This is a genomic window from Pseudomonas sp. AU11447, from assembly GCF_001672555.2.
Taxonomy (GTDB): Bacteria; Pseudomonadota; Gammaproteobacteria; order Pseudomonadales; family Pseudomonadaceae; genus Pseudomonas; species Pseudomonas nitroreducens.
The window spans coordinates 318,077-337,340 of the sequence record NZ_LZDG02000017.1 but is presented as its reverse complement, the minus strand read 5'-3'; the positions used below and the strand labels follow the sequence as shown (position 1 = coordinate 337,340).

Sequence of the window (19,264 nt, the reverse complement as noted above, 5' to 3'; positions counted from 1 at the left end):
CCCACTCTCTCAGGGAGCGAGGGCTGGTCGGTGTACGCGGGCAGGTCGTCGTTCATGAGTGACTCTTCCAGCCTCTGGTCACTGCTGCGCCTGGCCAGCCCGCAGTTGCCCATCGGCGGCTACAGCTATTCCCAGGGGCTGGAAAGCGCCATCGACCAGGGACTGGTGGCAGACGCCGAAGCGGCGCACATCTGGCTCAGCGACCAGTTGCAGTTGAACCTCGCCCGCTTCGAGGGCCCGCTGCTGGCCGACTTGCTGCGCGCGGCACAGGCCGAAGACTGGGCCGCCCTGCGCGACGCCGCCGAACGCCACCGCGCCAGCCGCGAGACCCGCGAGCTGGGCCTGGAAAACCGCCAGATGGGTTTCTCCCTCCGCCAGTTGCTCGAAGCCCTGCCGGAGCTGGACGAGCCCGCGCGCCAATGGCTCGCCGCGCAACCCGAACCCTCCTTCGCCGCCGCCTGGGCTCTGGCCGCCCGCGCCTGGGGCTTATCCCCGGAACAGGCCCTCGGTGCCTGGCTGTGGAGCTGGCTGGAGAACCAATTGGCGGTACTGATGAAGACCCTGCCGCTGGGCCAACTGGCCGCGCAGAAGCTCACCTCGCAATTGCTCCCCGACCTCGACAACGCCTGCCAGGCAGCACTCGCCAATCAGCCCCACGGCGGCGCGCCCTTCGGTCTCGCGCTGGCCTGCATGAACCACGAAACCCAATACAGCCGTCTGTTCCGCTCCTAGGAGAACTGCCATGAACTCTCAACCTCTTCGCGTCGGCATCGGCGGCCCGGTGGGCTCCGGCAAGACCGCCCTGACCCTGGCGCTGTGCCGCGCCCTGCGCCAGCGCTACAACATCGCCGTGGTCACCAACGACATCTACACCCAGGAAGACGCGCAGTTCCTGGTGCGCAACGAGGCGCTGGAGCCGGAGCGGATCATCGGCGTGGAAACCGGCGGCTGCCCGCACACGGCAATCCGCGAGGATGCCTCGATCAACCTGGAGGCGGTGGACCAGCTCAACCGGCGCTTCCCCGGCCTCGACCTGATCCTGGTGGAATCCGGCGGCGACAACCTCTCGGCCACCTTCAGCCCCGAGCTGTCGGACCTGACCCTCTACGTGATCGACGTCTCGGCCGGCGACAAGATTCCGCGCAAGGGTGGGCCGGGCATCTGCAAGTCCGACCTGCTGGTGATCAACAAGATCGACCTCGCCCCGCTGGTGGGCGCCTCGCTGGAAGTGATGGACCAGGACGCCTCGCGCATGCGCGGCGACAAGCCCTTCGTCTTCAGCAACCAGAAGACCGGCCAGGGCCTGGCCGAGATCATCACCTTCATCGAGCGCCAGGGACTGTTGACCGCGGCCTGATGTATTTTCTGCGACCACGGAAACGGGGCCGCCACATGACAAGAACCAGGGAGTTTTCCATGCAGTTGCGCAAAGCCCTCTACAGCCTGGCGCTGTTCCTCATCCCGGCGGCGGCTTTCGCCCATCCGGGCCATGGCGACCATGGCCTGGTCGCCGGCATCGCCCACCCCATCACCGGCCTCGACCACCTGCTGGCAATGCTCGCCGTCGGCCTCTGGGCCGCGCAGCAGAAGGGCGCGGCGCGTCTGGCGCTGCCCTGCACCTTCGTCGGCACCATGCTGATCGGCGGACTGCTCGGTTTCGAAGGAATGCAGATGCCGTTCATGGAGACCGGTATCGCCGCTTCCGTGCTCGCGCTGGGGCTGTGCGTCGCGCTGGCCGTGCGCCCTCCGCTGTTCCTGGCGATGGGCGCAACCGCGTTGTTCGCCCTCGCCCACGGCGTGGCCCACGGACTGGAGCTGCCGGCACTGAGCAGCCCGTGGCTGTATGCCGCCGGCTTCGTCGCAGCAACTGCCGCGTTGCATGCGGCCGGTTACGGGATTGTTCGCCTGTTGCCACAAGCGGCGGCACCGCTGGTGCGTGCCGCCGGCCTGGCCTCGGCCGGCGCCGGTGCCTGGTTGCTCGCCGGCTGATGCTTTACCTGTAGGAGCGAGGGGGACGCCTAGTTCTTGCTCGCGAACAAGCCTCCGCAGCGGGACATGGTTCGCGAGCAAGCTCGCTCCTACAAGATCAAGAGCCCCTCACTCTAACCCTCTCCCTCTGGGAGAGGGCTGGGGTGAGGGGAAGCCCCTGCACAGATGCCCCAAGGCAAAAAGTGATGAAACCGCCGGGGGCCGTTCTCGCCTCACCCCTTGCGATGCACCGAGAACCCCGCCCACGCCTGGCTCACCGGCATGATTTCCAGGGTGTTGATGTTGATGTGCGGCGGCTGGTTCATGATCCAGTGGATGGTCTCGGCGATGTCCGCCGACTGGATCGGCTCGGCGCCGGCGTAGGTCTTGTCGTACTTGGCCTGGTCACCGCCGAAGCGCACCAGGGAGAACTCGCTCTCGCACATGCCCGGCTCGAGGTTGGTGACGCGCACGCCGGTGCCCTGCAGGTCGCAGCGCAGGTTCAGCGAGAACTGCTCGACGAAGGCCTTGGTGGCGCCGTACACATGGCCACCCGGATAGGGCCAGTGGCCGGCGACCGAGCCGAGGTTGAGGATGCTCGCGCCCGGGCCATGGGCGATCAGGCGCGGCAGCAGCAGGCGGGTGGCGTACATCAGGCCCTTGATGTTGGTGTCGACCATGGTGTCCCAGTCATCCAGCTCGCATTCCTGCGCCGGGTCGGTGCCCAGTGCAAGGCCGGCGTTGTTGATCAGGCCGCGCAGCCTGGCGAACTTCTCCGGCAGGCTGTCCACCGCCGCGGTCATGGCGGCGCGGTCGCGCACGTCGAGTACCAGCGGCAGCACGTCGGTCTCGGCGGAAAGCTCCTGGGCCAGTGCATTCAGGCGATCCTCACGGCGGCCGGTGATCACCAGCGACCAGCCGTCACGGGCGAAACGCCGCGCACAGGCTTCGCCGAAGCCGGAAGTTGCGCCGGTAATGAACAGGGTGGGAGTGGTCATCGCAGGTTCCTCTTGCCAGATGCTGGGCGCAGCCGTCGCCGGTACCTGCCGGACATTCGTGCCGCGCGCGTTCTTTGTCGGTCGGTCGAGCATAACAGTCCGGGCTGCCTGCCTTGCGTTACAGCCGCGCTGGATAAAACCCGCACAGCTGCTTGAAAGCCCCGTGGTCACGGGCCTGGCGCAAGTTGCGCTCACCTTTTCCACAGGCTGCTCCACGGATTCTGTGGGCAAACAGAAAGCGCCCTTTTCGCTGGACGATTTTCGAGCGTACCAGCGCAGGCCGCGCCGCCGTTGCGCTGGAGAAGTTCTTCCCAAGGTTATCCACAGGTCTTTCAACGGCTGACGGGGACAACTGTCAGTTTCCCGGAACTTTTCCGTGAAGCCGTACCTGTCCATCCATACAGGGGTTGCGGGGTGATCGAACAGAAATCGACCGCCCGTGACGGCGCCTGTGGCCACGGGGCCTGGCAGCGTTCTCCCAGACGTTATCCACAGCCCGGCCCACAGATTTTCGGGACAACTTCACTGCACCAGCAGGCGCGCGGCGATCAAGTCTTCCAGTGCATAACCGACGGATTTGAACAGGGTGATCTCGCTGTCGTCCCGCCGCGCACCGCGCCCCTGCAACAGGTCACTCAACTGGATGGCAATGGCGCTCTTATCGATGACGCCCTCGCCCATCGGGATCAGCAAGTCGCCCGCTTCTTCCAGCGCGCCTTCGCGGGTGTCGACGACGATGCGTGCGCGACGCACGGCTTCACTGTCGGTCTCGCGCATGCTTGGCAGAAAGGCGCCGACCAGGTCGAGGTGGCAGCCCGAGCGCAACCATTCGCCCAGCACGATGGGCTCGCGGGAGGTGGTCACGCAGCTGATGCAGTCCGCCGCCGCGACTCCGCCACGCAAGTCGGGGCAGACATGGACGGGATAGCCTTCGTCCTGCAAGTGCTTCACCAGGGCCAGCACCTTGTCTTCGTGGCGGCCCCAGAGGGCGATATCTTCGTACTCGCGCACCGAGCAGTGGGCGCGGACCATGTGCGGCGCCAGGGTGCCGCTGCCGACCACCAGCAGCCGCCGCGCATCGCGGCGCACCAGGTAATCGGCGGCCAACGCGGAGGTGCAGGCGGTGCGCCGGGCAGTCAGTTCCGAGGCTTCGAGCATGGCCAGCGGGCGGCCGCTGGTGCCGTCGAAGAGGCAGAACAGCGCGGCCACCGCCGGCAGGTTCTTCGCGCCGTTGCCGGGAAACACGGTGACCAGTTTCACGCCGATGTCCTGCCCCGGCCGCCACACCGGCATGGTCAGCAGGGAGGCGTTGTCCGGCAGTTCATGGCAGCCGCGCACCGGGGCTTCGCACTCATGGGCGAGGCCGATGCGCAGGGCTTCGATCAGTTGGGGATACCCCAGGTGCTGGGCGACGTCGGCGTTGGTGAGGAAGCGGAGGTCTTGCATGGAAACCCCTCTGGAAAATGGCGGGAAACGCCCTTGTAGGAGCGAGCTTGCTCGCGAACAGCTCCGCAGCGGGGTTGGTTCGCGAGCAAGCTCGCTCCTACGAAAGGCGGCTGCGTCAATGCCCGCCCAGATACGCGTTGCGAACCTCCTGGTTACCCAGCAGTTCCGCCCCGGTGCCGCTCAGGCGAATCTCGCCGTTGACCATCACGTAACCGCGGTCCGACAGCTTCAGCGCGTGGTTGGCGTTCTGCTCCACGAGGAACAGCGTCATCCCGCTCTGTGCCAGTTCGCGCAGGGTCTGGAAGATCTGCTTGACCACGATGGGCGCCAGCCCCAGCGAAGGTTCGTCGAGCAATAGCAGCTTGGGCCGGCTCATCAGCGCGCGGGCAATGGCAAGCATCTGCTGCTCGCCGCCGGACATGGTCATGGCGCGCTGGTTGCGTCGCTCCTTCAGGCGCGGGAAGAGGTCGAACATGCGCTGCATGTCTTCCTGGGCGTGATCCATGCCGATGGGGATGGTGCCCATCAGCAGGTTCTCCTCCACGGTCATGTCGGGGAACACCCGGCGCCCTTCCGGCGACTGCGCGATGCCGTTGGAGGCCACGTAGTGCGCGGACTTGTGGCGGATGTCCTGGCCCTTGTAGAGGATCGCGCCGCCCGCCGCGCGCGGCTGGCCGAAGATCGACATCAGCAGCGTGGACTTGCCCGCGCCGTTGGCGCCGATCAGCGCCACGGTCTCCCCTTCGTTGACGGTCAGCGAGACTTTCTTCAGCGCCTGGATCGGCCCGTAGAACACATCCACATCACGGAATTCCAACATCGGCGCCGTCATGCCAGCTCCTCTTCGTCTGCGCCGAGATAGGCGGCAATGACCTTGTCGTTGTGGCGAATCTCCTCCGGGCCGCCGCGGGCGATGACCACGCCGTGGTCGAGCACGATGATGTGGTCGGAGATGTTCATCACCATGCCCATGTCGTGCTCGATCAGCAGCACGGTGATGCCGTGGTGGTCGCGCAGGTAGCGCACGATGCGCGCCAGCGCCTGGGTTTCCGCAGGGTTGAGCCCGGCAGCGGGTTCGTCCAGGCAGATCAGCTCGGGCCGGGTGCACATGGCGCGGGCGATCTCCAGGCGGCGCTGCTGCCCGTAGGACATCTCGCCGGCCAGGCGGTTGGCGCAGTCCACCAGGTCCACCACTTCCAGCCAGTAGAAGGCGTGATCCAGCGCTTCGCTTTCCGCGCGGCGGTAGCCGGGGGTGTTGAGCACGCCGGCAATAAGGTTGCGGTTGACGAACATGTGCTGGGCCACCAGCAGGTTCTCCACCACCGACATCTCGCGGAACAGCCGGATGTTCTGGAAGGTGCGAGCAAGGCCCGCGCGGTTCACCAGGTGAGTGCCGCCGAACATCTTGTAGTAGAGGCGGTTGCCGAACTGCGCCGGGTTGACGAAATCGCCGCCCTGGAACGGCTGGCCGAGCACCTTGATGACGTCGGTGGTGCCACCCTGGGTGTTGAGCAGGATGTTGCCACCGGTGGCCTTGTAGAAACCGGTGAGGCAGTTGAACACCGTGGTCTTGCCGGCGCCGTTGGGGCCGATCAGCGCGGTGATGGAGCCGCGTTCCACATCGAGGTTGACGTCGTTGAGCGCCTTGATGCCGCCGAAGTGCATCATCAGGTGCTCGACGCTGAGGATCTTGTCACCGCTCATGGCGCCACCCCCTTGCGTACGGCGAAGCCAGAGCGGCTGATGCGGATCAGCCCGCGCGGCCGCCAGATCATCATCAGCACCATGAGGATGCCGAACAGCAGCACGCGGTAGTCGGCGAAGCTGCGCAGCAGTTCCGGCGCCACGGTGAGGACGAACGCGGCGATCACCACGCCCACCGTCGATCCCATGCCGCCCAGCACCACGATGGCGAGGATCAGCGCCGACTCGAAGAAGGTGAACGACGACGGGTTGACGAAGCCCTGGTAGCTGGCGAAGAACACCCCGGCCAGGCCTGCGGTGGAGGCACCGAGCATGAACGCCGAGAGTTTCACCAGCACGTGGTTCAGGCCCATGGCGCGGCAGGCGATTTCGTCCTCGCGCAGCGCTTCCCAGGCGCGGCCGACCGGCATGCGGGTCAGCCGGTGCTTGATGTAGAGCACCAGCATGACGACCAGGAACAAGACGATGTAGATGAACAGGAACTTGAAGTTCTGGTTGTAATCGATGCCGAGGAACTCGTGGATCGGCGTGCCGCCCTCCTTCGCCCGGCGGCCGAACTCAAGACCGAAGAAGGTCGGCGACGGCACCGGCATGCCGTTCGGGCCGCCGGTGAAGGACAGCCAGTTGTTGAGGATCAGGCGGATGATCTCGCCGAAGCCCAGGGTCACGATGGCCAGGTAGTCACCGTGCATTCGCAGCACCGGGAAGCCCAGCAGCGCCCCCGCCAGCGCGGCGACGATGGCGGCCAGCGGCAGCACCGTCCAGAAACCCAGGCCGAGGTACTGGTAGCCCAGCGCGAGGCCATAGGCGCCGATGGCGTAGAAGGCCACGTAGCCGAGATCGAGCAGGCCGGCGAGGCCGACCACGATGTTCAGCCCCAGGCCGAGCAGCACGTAGATCAGCCCGAGGATGATCACGGTGAGCAGGTACTTGCTGGCGAAGAACGGGAAGATCACCGCGGCCAGGATCACCAGCGGGACTATCCAGCGCAGGCGCGTCTTGTAGCCCGGCGGCAGCACACTGATGCCCGAGTCGGAGCTCTCGAAGCGGTCCATGATGCGCAGGCCCGCAGGTGTCTGCAGGAACAGGCTGAGCAGCAGGCGGCCGAGCATCACCGCGCCGATCATCCAGGCCAGGCGAACCGGTTCGACTTTGAAGCTGTAGCCATCGAGCACGATGCCGACGATAGGGCCGAACACGATCAGGGCGATCAGGCCGGCCAGCACCGTGTCGATGAGGCTCTTCCTGATATCGATGCGCGCCGGGGCCGGCGCGGCTGAAGTCTGGGTAACGGACGTCATGCTTACACCTTCGATACCTGGGGACGACCCAGGAGCCCTTGCGGTCGGAAGATCAGGATGGTCACCAGCAGGCCGAAGGCGAACACGTCCTTGAAGTCGGTGTTCACCATGCCGGAGAACTGCGCCTCGGCTACGCCCAGGATCAGGCCGCCAAGCATGGCGCCGGGCAGCGAGCCGATGCCGCCGAGCACCGCGGCGGTGAACGCCTTGATGCCGATGATGAAGCCGGCGTAGAAGTCGAAGGTGCCGTAGTTCATGGTGATCAGCACGCCGGCCAGCGCGGCCATGGCGGCGCCGATGACGAACACGTAGGAGATCACCCGGTCGGTGTTGATCCCCAGGATCGAGGCCATCTTGCGGTCCTGCTGGGTGGCGCGGCACATGCGCCCGAGCTTGGTGTACTGGATCACGTAGGTCAGCACGCCCATGCCGACGAAGGCGGCGATGAGGATGAACACCTTGGTGTAGGTCAGCTGCACGAAGCCTTCGCCGATGTGGAACTTGAAGGCACCGTCGAGCAGGGTCGGCACGCCTTGCTGGCGCGGGCCCTGGGCCAGCTGCACGTAGTTCTGCAGGATCAGTGACATGCCGATGGCGGAGATCAGCGGCGCCAGGCGCGTGGAGTTGCGCAGCGGCTTGTAGGCGATGCGCTCGATCACCCAGCCATAGACGCCGGTGACGAAGATGGTGAAGACCAGCGTGCCGAGGATCAGCAGCGGGAACGACTGCAGGCCGAAGAAGGCCAGCAGGGCCAGGCCCACCGCCGAGAGATAGGCGGAGATCATGTACACCTCGCCGTGGGCGAAGTTGATCATGCCGATGATGCCGTAGACCATCGTATAGCCGATGGCGATCAGACCGTAGACCGACCCGAGGGTCAGCCCGTTGATCATTTGCTGAAGGAAGATACCGTCCACGATTGGGTACTCGCGCAAGCAGGGCAGGAAAGGCTGACGGCTCGCGCAATCACCGGCTCGTGACCAGCTGCGCGCGTACCGCCGACCTGCGGGGAAGCCGGCGCCGCGGGTAGCGGCGCCGGCCGGGTCAGGCGGTTACTTCTTGAACGCGTCGAGCTGGTGGTACTTGCCCTTGTCGTCCCACTCGTAGACCACGTAGTCGGAGACTTTCAGGTCGCCTTTCTTGTCCCACTCCTTCTTGCCCATCACGGTCTGTACCGGATTGGCCTTCAGCCAGGCGCTGGCCTTGGCCGGGTCGGTCTTGCCCGCGCCGTTGAAGGCAGCGGCCAGGGCCTGAACCGAGGAGTAGGCGTAGAGGGTGTAGCCTTCCGGCTCGAAGCCATTGGCGCGGAATTTTTCCACCACGGCCTTGCCGTCCGGGATCAGGCGCGGGTCGGCGCCGAAGGTCATCAGCACGCCCTTGACGTACTGCGGGCCGCCGGCGGTGGTGACCAGTTCGTCGGTAACGATGCCGTCATCGGACATGAACTTGGCGGTCAGGCCCTGCTCGCGCATCTGGCGAACCAGCGGGCCGGCTTCCGGGTGCAGGCCGCCGAAGTAGACGACTTCTGCGCCCGAGGCGCGGATCTTGGTGACCAGGGCGTTGAAGTCCTTCTCGCCACGGGTCAGGCCTTCGTACAGCACTTCCTTCACGCCGCGCTTGTTCAGCTGCGCCTTGGTGGCGTCCGCCAGGCCCTGGCCGTAGGTGTCCTTGTCGTGGATCACCGCGACCTTCTTCGCCTTCAGCACGTCGACGATGTAGTCGCCGGCGACGATGCCCTGCTGATCGTCACGGCCGCACATGCGGAACATGCCGGAAAGGCCGCGCTCGGTGACCTGCGGGTTGGTGGAGCCGGGGGTGATGGCGATGATGCCGGCCTCGTCGTAGACCTCCGAGGCGGGAATGGTGGAGGAGGAGCAGAAGTGGCCGACCACGGCGACCGCCTTGTCCTGGTCCACCAGGCGGTTGGCGACGGCAACGGCCTGTTTCGGTTCGCAGGCGTCGTCCGCCTTTACCAGCTTGATCTTCTCGCCATTGATACCGCCGGCGGCGTTGATGTCCTCCGCGGCCTGGCTAGCCCCACGCCAGTACTGTTCCCCGAACGAGGCGTTGGCCCCGGTGTGCGGTCCTGCGACCCCGATAACGACATCGGCCTGTACTACGGAAGACATGCCCAGCGCGGTGGTGACCGCCAGAGCCAGAAAACCTTTTCTGTAAATCTTCTGCGACATGGAGTTTTGCTCCTGAGGTTTTTTGTAATGGCGCGTTGTATTTCTTGTTGGCGATTTCTCGTTTAAGCGATTCAGCGAAATATCAACAGCAAGCGGCGTGCCATTCGTTTTTGTTATTAACCAAGTCCTACAGCGAAAATAGCTCGAGCTGGCAGACATCAAGCGCTAGACACGTGCAACCCATTGAAAGCAAAAGGTGCAACCAAGCACCAAAAAGGGTGCAACCTACCTTCCCGTGGGCGGCCTTTTTCCTGCCACCACAGGCGCAACCCCAACCGTAACCATCGCTGTCACCGAACTGCACATCCGCGGTGCAGACCCGTCGGGGTAACGCACCATAAGAGGCTAGACCAAAGTGCAGCGAGCGTTGGCGGGCTACCCCGGAGGCGGCTTGCGCCGCCTTCGCGGCAAGCTCAGATCACCACCCGCAGGCACTGCCCGGCGTGGTAGAGGGAGAAGCCGGCTTCGTACAGACAGCTGCGCAGGCCCACGGCGGAGATTTCCTCCATCGGCCGCAGCGGCATCGGCAGGGCGCTGGCGTCACCGTCCAGCAGGAAGTCGGCGAAGGCCTTGCCCACCACCGTGCCGGTGGTGACGCCGCGGCCGTTGTAGCCGCTCATGGCGACCAGCCCCGGCGCCGGCTCGAACAGGCGCATGAGGTGGTCGGGAGTGAAATCGATGCAGCCGGTCCAGGTGAACTCCCAGTCCACCTTGCCCAGCCTGGAGAAGTAATGCTGCTGGATGCGATCCGCCCAGCTCTTGAGGAACCACGCCGGCTTGCCGGTGCCCTTGCCGAGGCTGCCGAGCAACAGGCGGCCATCGGCATCGCGGCGGATGCTGCTGAGCACCTGGCGGGTATCCCAGGAGCCCTGCCCGCCCGGCAGGATGCGCGCGGCTTCCGCGCCCTCCAGCGGACGCGAGGCAACCTGGTAGTAGTAACCGGGGAAGAAGGTGCGGCGCAGTTCTGTCCACTCGCCTTCGGTGTAGGCACTGGAGGCGATCACCACCTGCTCGGCAGTCACAACGCCCCCGGCAGTGATCACGTTCCACGCGTTACCTACGCGCACCAGGCCGACCACCGGGGAATGGTGGTACAGCTCACCGCCCAGCCCAACGACCGCGCGGGCGAGGCCGCTGACGTAGGCCATAGGGTTGAGCGTGCCGGCACGGCGATCCAGCAGCGCGCCGGCAATCTTGTCGGTGCCGCAAGCCTGTTCGCACTCGCTGCCGGTGAGCAGTTCCACCGGGGCGCCACGGCGGCCCCACTGCTCGCAGCGGCTGCGCAGGTCAGCCAGGCCACGGGTGTTGTGCGCCATGTGCAGGGTGCCTTCGCGGCGCGCCTGGCAATCGATGCCGTACTTGTCGATCAAAGAGAACACCAGCGAGGGCGCGTTGCCGAGCATGCGGTTGACCCGCTGGCCAACCTCCGCGCCCATGCCCGCTTCGATCTCATCCGGGGGAATCCACAGGCCGGCGTTGACCAGCCCGACGTTGCGCCCCGAGCCACCGTGCCCGGTGGTGTGGGCTTCCAGCACACAAACCGTCTGGTCCCGCTCCAGCAGATGCAGCGCGGCGGACAGGCCGGTGAAGCCCGCGCCGATGACACACACGTCGACCTTGCGATCCCCGCGCAGCTCCGGAGCTTCCGGGCGGTCGGGCGTCAGGTATTCCCACAGACATTCTTGGCGAAGCGACATCCAGCGATCCTTCTACGCGAACCTTGTGAATGACTCTGTACGGCAGTTGGGCCGTCGTAGGGCGCATAACGCGCCAGCGTTATCCGCCGCAGAGGGCTGGCGGATAACCTGTTCCACGTTATTCGCCCTACGGTGCTGTGTTGTTGTGCAGGACCGAGGTGGGCGCCTAGCCCTTGCTCGCGAACCGCATGACGCCGAAGCCCACTCGGAATCCGTTCGCGAGCAAGCTCGCTCCTACAAGGGCATGTGCCCCGGTGCTATCAATCGAAGACTATGCCCTGCGCCAGCGGCAGTTCCCGCGAGTAGTTCACGGTGTTGGTCTGCCGGCGCATATAGCCCTTCCAGGCGTCGGAACCGGATTCGCGGCCACCGCCGGTTTCCTTCTCGCCACCGAAGGCGCCGCCAATCTCTGCGCCGCTGGGGCCGATGTTGACGTTGGCGATGCCGCAGTCGCTGCCCACCGCCGAGATGAAGGCTTCCGCCTCGCGCAGGTCGGTGGTGAAGATGCACGACGACAGCCCCTGCGGTACGCCATTGTTCAGCGCCACCGCGTCGTTGAAGTCCTTGTAGGGCACCACGTAGAGGATCGGCGCGAAGGTCTCGCTGCGCACCACGTCGCTCTGCTCGGGCATCTCGACGATGGCCGGCGACACGTAATAGGCGTCGGGGAATTTATCGGCCAGTTGGCGCTCGCCGCCGAACACCACGCCGCCCTCGCCGCGCGCCTGCTCCAGCGCGCCCTGCATGGCCAGGAAGCTGCGCTCGTCGATCAGCGGGCCAACAAGATTGCCTTCCAGCGGATGGCCGATGCGCACCTTGGAATAGGCCGTCTTCAGGCGACTGACGAACTCGTCCTTCACCGACTCGTGGGCGATCAGCCGGCGCAGCGTAGTGCAGCGCTGCCCCGCCGTGCCGACGGCGCTGAACAGCACGGCGCGCACGGCCATGTCGAGGTCGGCGCTGGGCGCCAGGATCATCGCGTTGTTGCCGCCCAGTTCGAGAATGCTGCGGCCGAAGCGAGCCGCTACGCGCGGGCCGACTTCGCTGCCCATGCGAGTGCTGCCGGTGGCGCTGACCAGGGCGACGCGCACGTCATCCACCAGCGCTTCGCCAGCGCTGCGATCACCAATCACCACCTGGCTAAGATGCTCCGGCGCATCACCGAACTTCTTCAGCGCGCGTTCGAACAGCGCCTGGCAGGCCAGCGCGGTGAGCGGGGTCTTCTCCGACGGTTTCCACACCACCGAGTTGCCGCACACCAGCGCCAGCGCGGTGTTCCACGACCACACGGCGACCGGGAAGTTGAAGGCGCTGATCACCCCGACCACGCCCAACGGATGCCAGGTCTCGCGCATGTGGTGGCCGGGGCGCTCGGAGGCGATGGTCAGGCCGTAGAGCTGGCGCGACAGGCCAACGGCGAAGTCGCAGATGTCGATCATTTCCTGCACTTCGCCCAGGCCTTCCTGGGTGATCTTGCCGGCCTCCCAGGACACCAGCTCACCCAAGGCGGCCTTGCTTGCCCGCAGCTCCTCGCCGAACAGCCGCACCAGTTCGCCGCGGCGCGGCGCCGGCACCTTGCGCCAGGCGTCGAAGGCATGGGCGGCGCGGCCGATCTTCTGCTCCACCTCGGCAGCGCTTTCCAGGCGCACCGCGCCCAGGCGGCTGCCGTCGATGGGAGTGTGAATGACCTGATCGCCACCGGTGACCAGGCGGGCGTCGACGCCGAGGGATTCGAGCAGTGCGGAAATCATGCGGACTCCTGAATGGGTTCAGAACCAGTTGGAATGCCAGCAGTAATAAACGGCTTGCCTGGGCACAACAAACGACGTTTCCTATGCACATCATTCCGTAAATTCATGAACTGCCCGCCATGCTGAGCAAACGCCACCTGCCGTCCATGACCGCCCTGCAATGCTTCGAAGCGGTGGCGCGGCACCTGAGTTTCACCCGTGCTTCCGAGGAGCTGAACCTGACCCAGAGCGCGGTCAGCAAGCAGGTGGCGCAGCTGGAAGAAATGCTCCAGCACCTGCTGTTCCGTCGCGTACGCCGCCGCCTGCAGCTGACGCCTGCGGGAGACCTGTACCTGGTGGAAGTGCGCAAGATCCTCACCCAGGTAGAGATGTCCACCCACTACCTGCTGTCCTACGGCGGCGAAACCGAAGTACTGCGCGTGGCAACACCACCGACCTTCGGTGCGCGCTGGCTGATCCCGCGGCTGAACGGCTGGCGCCATCGCCACCCGAACATCCACCTGGACCTGCGCCAGGAACTGGAGCCGGGCGACCTGCTGCAGTCGCGCTGCGACATCGCCTTCTTCTTCGGCGCCGGTACCCTGCCCGGCGCGGAGTGCGTGGCGCTGTTCGGCGAAGAAATGGTGCCGGTGTGTTCACCGGCGATCCTGCCGGCGCAGCCGCTGAGCGACCCGACCCAACTGGCCGACCTGGTCCTGCTACAGAACGCCACGCGCCAGGAGGCCTGGCACGAGTGGTTCCTCAGCCTCGGCCAGCACAGCGAGCACAGCTACCACGGGCCGCGCTTCGACACCTTCTACATGTGCATCCGCGCCGCCCAGGCCGGTTGCGGTGTGGCGCTACTGCCGCGCTTCCTGGTGGAGGAGGAGCTGAGCGAGGGCAAGTTGGTAATCGCCTGGGAGCACGGGCTGGCAAGCCGCAGCGGGTATTACCTGGCGTACCCCGAGCATGCGGCAGCGGTGCCCAAGGTCAGGGCCTTCGTGGAGTGGATTGGGGAGCGGATGGAGGGGTGAGTTCAGCGCGGCGCCAAGAGCCCCTCACCCTAACCCTGGCTGCGCGCCCCGCTCCAAAGGGAGAGGGGACTGATCGGCGCAGGTGTACACCACTGCTCTCACTGGCACAGACGGCTCCCTCTCCCTCCGGGAGAGGGCTGGGGTGAGGGGGAATGCCCGAGCGCCGGAGCGTCAGACCAACAAACTCCGATCAAACACAAACGCCCCATCCCCCTGCGGCGTAAAGCGCAACACATGCTGCGGCCGCCCCATTGGCGGCTGGTGGCGCTCGCCGGTGTCCTGTACCCAGCCCGCCGCCTTCATCCGCTCCAGCCGCCCGCGCAGGCTGGAATGCTGGATTTCCTCGCCGATGGATAGCTCGAAGGCCTTCAGCGCCTCCGCCACGGTAAAGCGCGCTGGCAACAGGTGCAGCGGCAATGCGCTGTACACCGACTTGCTGGCCAGCCGCTCACAGGCCTGCTGCACCAGATGGGCATGGTCGAAGGGCAAGGCCAGGCGCTCGCCGCGCACAGCGTCGAGCGGCACGAAGTCGAGATCGTCGGCGGCCAGTTCGGTCTCCGGCGCCACCAGCACCAGATAGAACACGCTCAGTGACCAACCGCGCGGGTCGCGCACTGCGTTGCCGACCGTGGCCACCTGTTCCATGTAGGCCGGCTGCACCCGCGCCTTCTCGCGCAACGCGCGCAGAGCCGCATCGTCCAGGCCGTGATCCGCGCAGCGGCCGTTGATCAGCACGCCGGGCAACGCCCACTGCCCCTCGAACGGCCCGTGGGCGCGACGGATCAGCAGCAGTTCCAGCCCGCGCTCCGGGTTCAGGCGCAGCGCCACGATATCCACGGTGGCCAGCACTTCAGCGGTACTCATCGAAACTCCTTGAATAGGTTTTCGCCGGGGAAAATCCTGCGACTTATTTCATCACGTATAGAAAGCATCTTCCACTGCCGATCATTTCCGTTCTTTTTACTTGACGACTTATTTCACGTCGTGAATTATGTAGTCACGACAGGCCACCAACGGTCAAGCGGAGGCTTCCATGAACCTGATCGCCAGCTTCGACGTAGATGCCCAGAAGGGCTTCACCCCGCTCTGCCCCAACGAACTGCCGGTGCCCGGCGGCGATGCCATCGGCGGCGCACTGAACCTGCTGGCCGAACGCGCCAGCCTGCGCCTGGGCAGCAAGGACGCGCACACCGCGCAAGCGCCCTGGGTAGTGAGCGAGCCGGCACAGATGCTGCAACCGCTGTCCCTGCCCAACGCCGACCTCACCTGGGTCAGCCACTGCGTGCCGGGCACGCCGGGCTTCGAACTGCTGGACGAACTGCCGCAGCCGATGGAGTACGACTTCTTCATCTGGAAGGGCGTCGAGCCTGACCTGCACCCCTACGGTGCGTGCTACCACGACCTGGCGGAACGGCGCAGCACCGGGGCCATCGAATACCTGCGGCAGAACGCGGTCAGCCACGTGCTGGTGGGCGGCCTGGCGCTGGACTACTGCGTGAAGACCACCGCGCTGCAACTGCGCCGCGCCGGCTTCGAGGTGCTGCTCTACCTGCCGGCCTGCCGGGCCATCGCGGAAGAAACCGCCAAGTCTGCCTGCGCCGAGATGCGCGACGCCGGAGTGATCCTCTGCGCAGACGAGAACGAATTGGATAGCGCCCTCGCGGGCATCAGGGAGAACTGATCATGGCCGAGAGCGTATTTGCCGAGAGTATCGTGCAGAACCTGCTGGACACCGACTTCTACAAGCTGACGATGATGCAGGCGGTGCTGCACAACTACCCCAACGCCGAAGTGGAGTGGGAATTCCGCTGCCGCAACGCCGAGGACCTACGGCCGTACCTGGCGGAAATCCGCTACCAGATCGAACGCCTGGCCGAACTGGAAGCCACGCCGGACCAGCTCGCCTTCCTTGAGCGCATCCCGTTCATCAAGCCGGACTTCATCCGCTTCCTCAGCCTGTTCCGCTTCAACCTGCGCTACGTGCACACCAGCATCGAGGACGGCCAACTGGCCATCCGCCTGCGCGGGCCGTGGCTGCACGTGATCCTCTTCGAGGTGCCGCTGCTGGCCATCGTCAGCGAGGTGCGCAACCGCTATCGCTACCGCGAGGTGGTGCTGGAGCAGGTCGGCGAGCAGTTGTACCGCAAGCTCGACTGGCTCGCCGGCAACGCCAGCGCGGACGAACTGACGGAATTCCAGGTAGCCGACTTCGGCACCCGTCGGCGCTTCTCCTACCGCGCCCAGGAAGAAGTCGTGCACATCCTCAAGCGCGACTTCCCCGGCCGCTTCGTCGGCACCAGCAACGTGCACCTGGCCCGCGAATTCGACGTGAAGCCCATCGGCACCATGGCCCACGAATGGCTGATGGCGCACCAGCAGCTCGGCCCGCGACTGATCGACAGCCAGATCGCTGCGCTGGACTGCTGGGTGCGCGAGTACCGCGGCCAGCTGGGCATCGCGCTGACCGACTGCATTACCATGGACGCCTTCCTCAGCGACTTCGACCTGTACTTCGCCAAGCTCTTCGATGGCCTGCGCCACGATTCGGGCGACCCGCTGGTCTGGGCCGAGAAGGCCATCACCCACTACCGCCGCCTGGGGATCGACCCGATGACCAAGACCCTGGTGTTCTCCGACGGCCTCGACATGCCCAAGGCGTTGCAGCTCTTCCGTGCATTGCGTGGCAAGATCAACGTCAGTTTCGGCATCGGTACCAACCTGACCTGCGACATCCCCGGCGTGGAACCGATGAACATCGTGATCAAGATGACGGCCTGCAACGGCCATCCCGTGGCGAAGATTTCCGACACCCCGGGCAAAACCCAATGCCGCGACGAGAATTTCGTCGCCTACCTGCGCCATGTGTTCAAGGTGCCGGTGTAACCCTTTTCGCATCCGACCAGGAGCCCATCAGATGAAAGACAGACAGGCCGCCATCGCCAAAGAACTCAACGTGCAGCCGCCCTTCCAGTCCGACGCCGAGCTGCAGGCCGAGATCCAGCGCCGCATTCGCTTCATCCAGGACTGCCTGAAGGGTTCGGGGATGAAGACCCTGGTGCTGGGCATCAGCGGCGGCGTCGACTCGCTCACCGCCGGCATGCTCTGCCAGCGCGCCGTGGAAGGCCTGCGCACCGAGACCGGCAACCAGGACTACCGCTTCCTCGCCGTACGCCTGCCCTACAACGTGCAGGGTGACGAGCAGGACGCCCAGGACTCGGTGGACTGCATCGCCCCCGACGAGCGCCACACCGTGAACATCGGCCCATCGGTCCAGGCGCTGGCTGCTGAAACCCAGGCGCTGGAAGGCCTGGCGCCGGCCACCCGCGACTTTGCCCTGGGCAACACCAAGGCGCGCATTCGCATGGTCGCCCAGTACACCATCGCCAACGCCCGCGCCGGCCTGGTGGTCGGCACCGACCATGCCGCCGAGGCGGTGATGGGTTTCTTCACCAAGTTCGGCGACGGCGCCTGCGACCTCGCCCCGCTCACCGGCCTGGTAAAGAACCAGGTGCGCAGCATCGCCCGCAGCCTGGGCGCGCCGGAGCATCTGGTGGAGAAGGTGCCGACTGCGGACCTCGAAGACCTCGCCCCCGGCAAGCCGGACGAGCATTCCCATGGTGTGACCTACAAGGAAATCGACGCTTTCCTGCACGGCCAGGAGGTCAGCCAGGAAGCCTTCGACATCATCGTCCGCACCTTCGAGAAGACCCATCACAAGCGCGCCCTGCCGACCGCCCCGTAAGCCGTCGGCAACCAGCGGCGCGGGAGCAGTCCCGCGCCGCCCGGCTCAATGCTGGGGGATGACGTAGCGCCAGATGGCGATGAAGTGCAGCAGGCTGCCGGCAATCACGAACAGGTGCCAGATGCCATGCCAGTGGCGGAATCGGCTGTCATAGGCGAAGAAGATGATGCCGATGGTGTAGAAGGCCCCGCCGCCCACCAGCCAGGCAAACCCCGCACCGCCCAGTGCGCGGTAGAGCGGGCCGACGGCGATCAGCACGATCCAGCCCATCACCGCATAGATGATGATCGACAGCACCCGCGCCTCGGAGCGCGGTTTGATCTCCTGCAGCATGCCGATCACCGCCATCGACCAGACGATGCCGAACAGCGTCCAGCCCCAGGGCCCCTTCAGCGTCACCAGGCAGAAAGGCGTATAGCTCCCCGCAATCAGCAGATAGATCGACAGGTGGTCGAGTTTGCGCAGGATCACCTTCGCCCGCCCGCGCACGCTGTGGTACAGCGTGGAGATGCTGTAGAGCAGAAGCAGCGTCGTTCCATAGATCGCCACGCTGACGATGCGCAGCGGCTCGCCCAGCAGGCTGGTGGCGACCAGCAGCCAGATGCCGCCCACCAGCGCCAGCAAGGCGCCGATCAGGTGGGTCCAGGCGTTGAAGCGTTCACCGTGGTACATGAGGCCCCCCGTTTGAATTCCAGCAACGGACACCCTAACTCCGTTTTTTGAAATAAAAAGGGTGAAATAAAAAGCCCGACCAATAGTCGGGCTTTTCGAATCACAAGCTTTTCAGCAAAGCCGGATCACTTCAGGGTCAGGGTGCCCTTCATCATGGCCGAGTGGCCCGGGAAGGAGCAGAAGAAGGTGTACTGCTCGCCTTCCTTGAGCTTGGAAAGGTCGAAGCTCACCGAATCCTTCTCGCCGGAGCCGATGATCTTGGTGTGAGCGATGACACGGGTGTCGCCGTCTTTCACGTAGTTCTTGTCCAGACCAGCGGCCATGCCGTCGGTCACCACGCCCTGCATGTCGGCGGCGGTGGTCAGCACCCAGTTATGGCCCATGACGTTCTTTGGCAGGCTGCCCGGGTGGGACAGGTTCACGGTGAAGGTCTTGCAGCTCTTGTCGACGCTGATGGCGTTGGTGCTGAACTGCATCTGGTCGTTGCCCTGGATGTCCACGGAGCATTCGGCGGCCAGCAGCGGGGCACTGAACAGGCCAAGCAGGGATACAGCGGCGAGTTTACGGAACATGACATGCCTCCTAGGCAGGTTGGGCGGAGAATCCTGAAGGGGAAGACTGCCCGAAGGCGATCGGGGTTCCCCTGATCTGCATCAATGGCCATCAGCCACGAGCCAAGCTTCAAACTGTCTATCAGGTCGATCAGCAGGATCAACGAGGCAGAACAGCGCACCCCGCCTAGCATAGACCCCATCCCCCGGCCCAACAGGAGTTCGCGCCATG

19 protein-coding genes are annotated in these 19,264 nt (G+C 65.4%); 7 read left to right on the top strand and 12 right to left on the bottom strand.

The genetic code is table 11. The features are described 5' to 3' along the window. Positions 1–54 precede the first annotated feature (54 nt). From A6723_RS02170 to A6723_RS02160, 3 genes are read left to right on the top strand one after another with little or no spacing between them, the layout of a single operon-like run. Positions 55–732 carry an urease accessory protein UreF gene (locus tag A6723_RS02170; protein WP_054906398.1) on the top strand — a complete coding sequence of 226 codons (678 nt, stop codon included), beginning with the start codon at positions 55–57 and terminating at the stop codon, positions 730–732. Between the two features lie 10 nt (positions 733–742). Continuing rightward, positions 743–1,357 carry an urease accessory protein UreG gene (gene ureG, locus A6723_RS02165; RefSeq protein WP_037012004.1) on the top strand — a complete coding sequence of 205 codons (615 nt, stop codon included), beginning with the start codon at positions 743–745 and terminating at the stop codon, positions 1,355–1,357. A 59-nt stretch (positions 1,358–1,416) separates the two neighbouring features. After that, entirely contained in the window at positions 1,417–1,989 is a 573-nt protein-coding gene (locus A6723_RS02160) for a HupE/UreJ family protein (protein ID WP_054906397.1), read from the top strand. A 212-nt stretch (positions 1,990–2,201) separates the two neighbouring features. On the opposite strand, the gene A6723_RS02155 is transcribed toward A6723_RS02160, so the two are convergent. From A6723_RS02155 to A6723_RS02115, 9 genes are all read right to left on the bottom strand, one after another. Further along, the gene (locus A6723_RS02155; RefSeq protein WP_054906396.1) at positions 2,202–2,966 is read right to left on the bottom strand and encodes an SDR family oxidoreductase; all 765 of its coding nucleotides are present in this window, start codon (positions 2,964–2,966) and stop codon (positions 2,202–2,204) included. A 522-nt stretch (positions 2,967–3,488) separates the two neighbouring features. Next, positions 3,489–4,412 carry an ornithine cyclodeaminase family protein gene (locus A6723_RS02150; RefSeq protein ID WP_054906395.1) on the bottom strand — a complete coding sequence of 308 codons (924 nt, stop codon included), beginning with the start codon at positions 4,410–4,412 and terminating at the stop codon, positions 3,489–3,491. A gap of 115 nt (positions 4,413–4,527) precedes the next feature. Then, a complete protein-coding gene (locus tag A6723_RS02145) occupies positions 4,528–5,244 on the bottom strand; it encodes an ABC transporter ATP-binding protein (RefSeq protein WP_054906394.1) in 717 nt (238 codons plus the stop codon). Next, a complete protein-coding gene (locus tag A6723_RS02140) occupies positions 5,241–6,116 on the bottom strand; it encodes an ABC transporter ATP-binding protein (protein WP_024765989.1) in 876 nt (291 codons plus the stop codon). Before A6723_RS02140 ends, A6723_RS02145 begins: the two co-directional genes overlap by 4 nt. Beyond that, positions 6,113–7,417, bottom strand: coding sequence for a high-affinity branched-chain amino acid ABC transporter permease LivM (livM, locus tag A6723_RS02135; protein ID WP_054906393.1), 1,305 nt, complete (start codon positions 7,415–7,417; stop codon positions 6,113–6,115). The genes A6723_RS02140 and livM overlap by 4 nt, the downstream gene beginning before the upstream one ends. Before the next feature lie 2 nt (positions 7,418–7,419). Continuing rightward, positions 7,420–8,334 (bottom strand): branched-chain amino acid ABC transporter permease, encoded by a 915-nt coding sequence (locus A6723_RS02130; RefSeq protein WP_054906392.1) that lies wholly within the window; start codon positions 8,332–8,334, stop codon positions 7,420–7,422. A gap of 135 nt (positions 8,335–8,469) precedes the next feature. Next, positions 8,470–9,606: a branched-chain amino acid ABC transporter substrate-binding protein gene (locus A6723_RS02125; RefSeq protein WP_054906391.1), complete on the bottom strand. Its 1,137-nt coding sequence runs from the start codon at positions 9,604–9,606 to the stop codon at positions 8,470–8,472. Positions 9,607–10,019: 413 nt separating this feature from the next. Beyond that, on the bottom strand, positions 10,020–11,303 hold the full coding sequence (locus tag A6723_RS02120) for an FAD-binding oxidoreductase (RefSeq protein WP_054906390.1): 1,284 nt from the start codon (positions 11,301–11,303) through the stop codon (positions 10,020–10,022). 260 nt (positions 11,304–11,563) lie between these two features. Next, positions 11,564–13,054, bottom strand: a complete 1,491-nt coding sequence (locus A6723_RS02115; protein WP_054906389.1) for an aldehyde dehydrogenase family protein — start codon at positions 13,052–13,054, stop codon at positions 11,564–11,566. A gap of 119 nt (positions 13,055–13,173) precedes the next feature. On the opposite strand from A6723_RS02115, the gene A6723_RS02110 reads away from it, so the two are divergent. Next, positions 13,174–14,067, top strand: coding sequence for a LysR family transcriptional regulator (locus A6723_RS02110; RefSeq protein ID WP_054906388.1), 894 nt, complete (start codon positions 13,174–13,176; stop codon positions 14,065–14,067). 171 nt (positions 14,068–14,238) lie between these two features. On the opposite strand, the gene A6723_RS02105 is transcribed toward A6723_RS02110, so the two are convergent. Beyond that, positions 14,239–14,931: an NUDIX domain-containing protein gene (locus A6723_RS02105; protein WP_054906387.1), complete on the bottom strand. Its 693-nt coding sequence runs from the start codon at positions 14,929–14,931 to the stop codon at positions 14,239–14,241. Between the two features lie 169 nt (positions 14,932–15,100). Between A6723_RS02105 and A6723_RS02100 the strand changes: the two genes are divergently transcribed. The 3 genes from A6723_RS02100 to nadE are packed head-to-tail and all read left to right on the top strand — an operon-like array spanning position 15,101 to position 17,809. Continuing rightward, positions 15,101–15,748, top strand: coding sequence for a nicotinamidase (locus A6723_RS02100; protein ID WP_054906386.1), 648 nt, complete (start codon positions 15,101–15,103; stop codon positions 15,746–15,748). 2 nt (positions 15,749–15,750) lie between these two features. Next, positions 15,751–16,950 (top strand): nicotinate phosphoribosyltransferase, encoded by a 1,200-nt coding sequence (gene pncB / locus A6723_RS02095; protein WP_054906385.1) that lies wholly within the window; start codon positions 15,751–15,753, stop codon positions 16,948–16,950. A 31-nt stretch (positions 16,951–16,981) separates the two neighbouring features. Then, a complete protein-coding gene (gene nadE, locus A6723_RS02090) occupies positions 16,982–17,809 on the top strand; it encodes an ammonia-dependent NAD(+) synthetase (RefSeq protein WP_054906384.1) in 828 nt (275 codons plus the stop codon). A 45-nt stretch (positions 17,810–17,854) separates the two neighbouring features. On the opposite strand, the gene A6723_RS02085 is transcribed toward nadE, so the two are convergent. Both A6723_RS02085 and azu read right to left on the bottom strand, forming a co-directional pair. Beyond that, on the bottom strand, positions 17,855–18,481 hold the full coding sequence (locus tag A6723_RS02085) for a hemolysin III family protein (RefSeq protein ID WP_024766000.1): 627 nt from the start codon (positions 18,479–18,481) through the stop codon (positions 17,855–17,857). 125 nt (positions 18,482–18,606) lie between these two features. Then, positions 18,607–19,053, bottom strand: a complete 447-nt coding sequence (gene azu / locus A6723_RS02080; RefSeq protein ID WP_054906383.1) for an azurin — start codon at positions 19,051–19,053, stop codon at positions 18,607–18,609. Between the last annotated feature and the right edge of the window lie 211 nt (positions 19,054–19,264).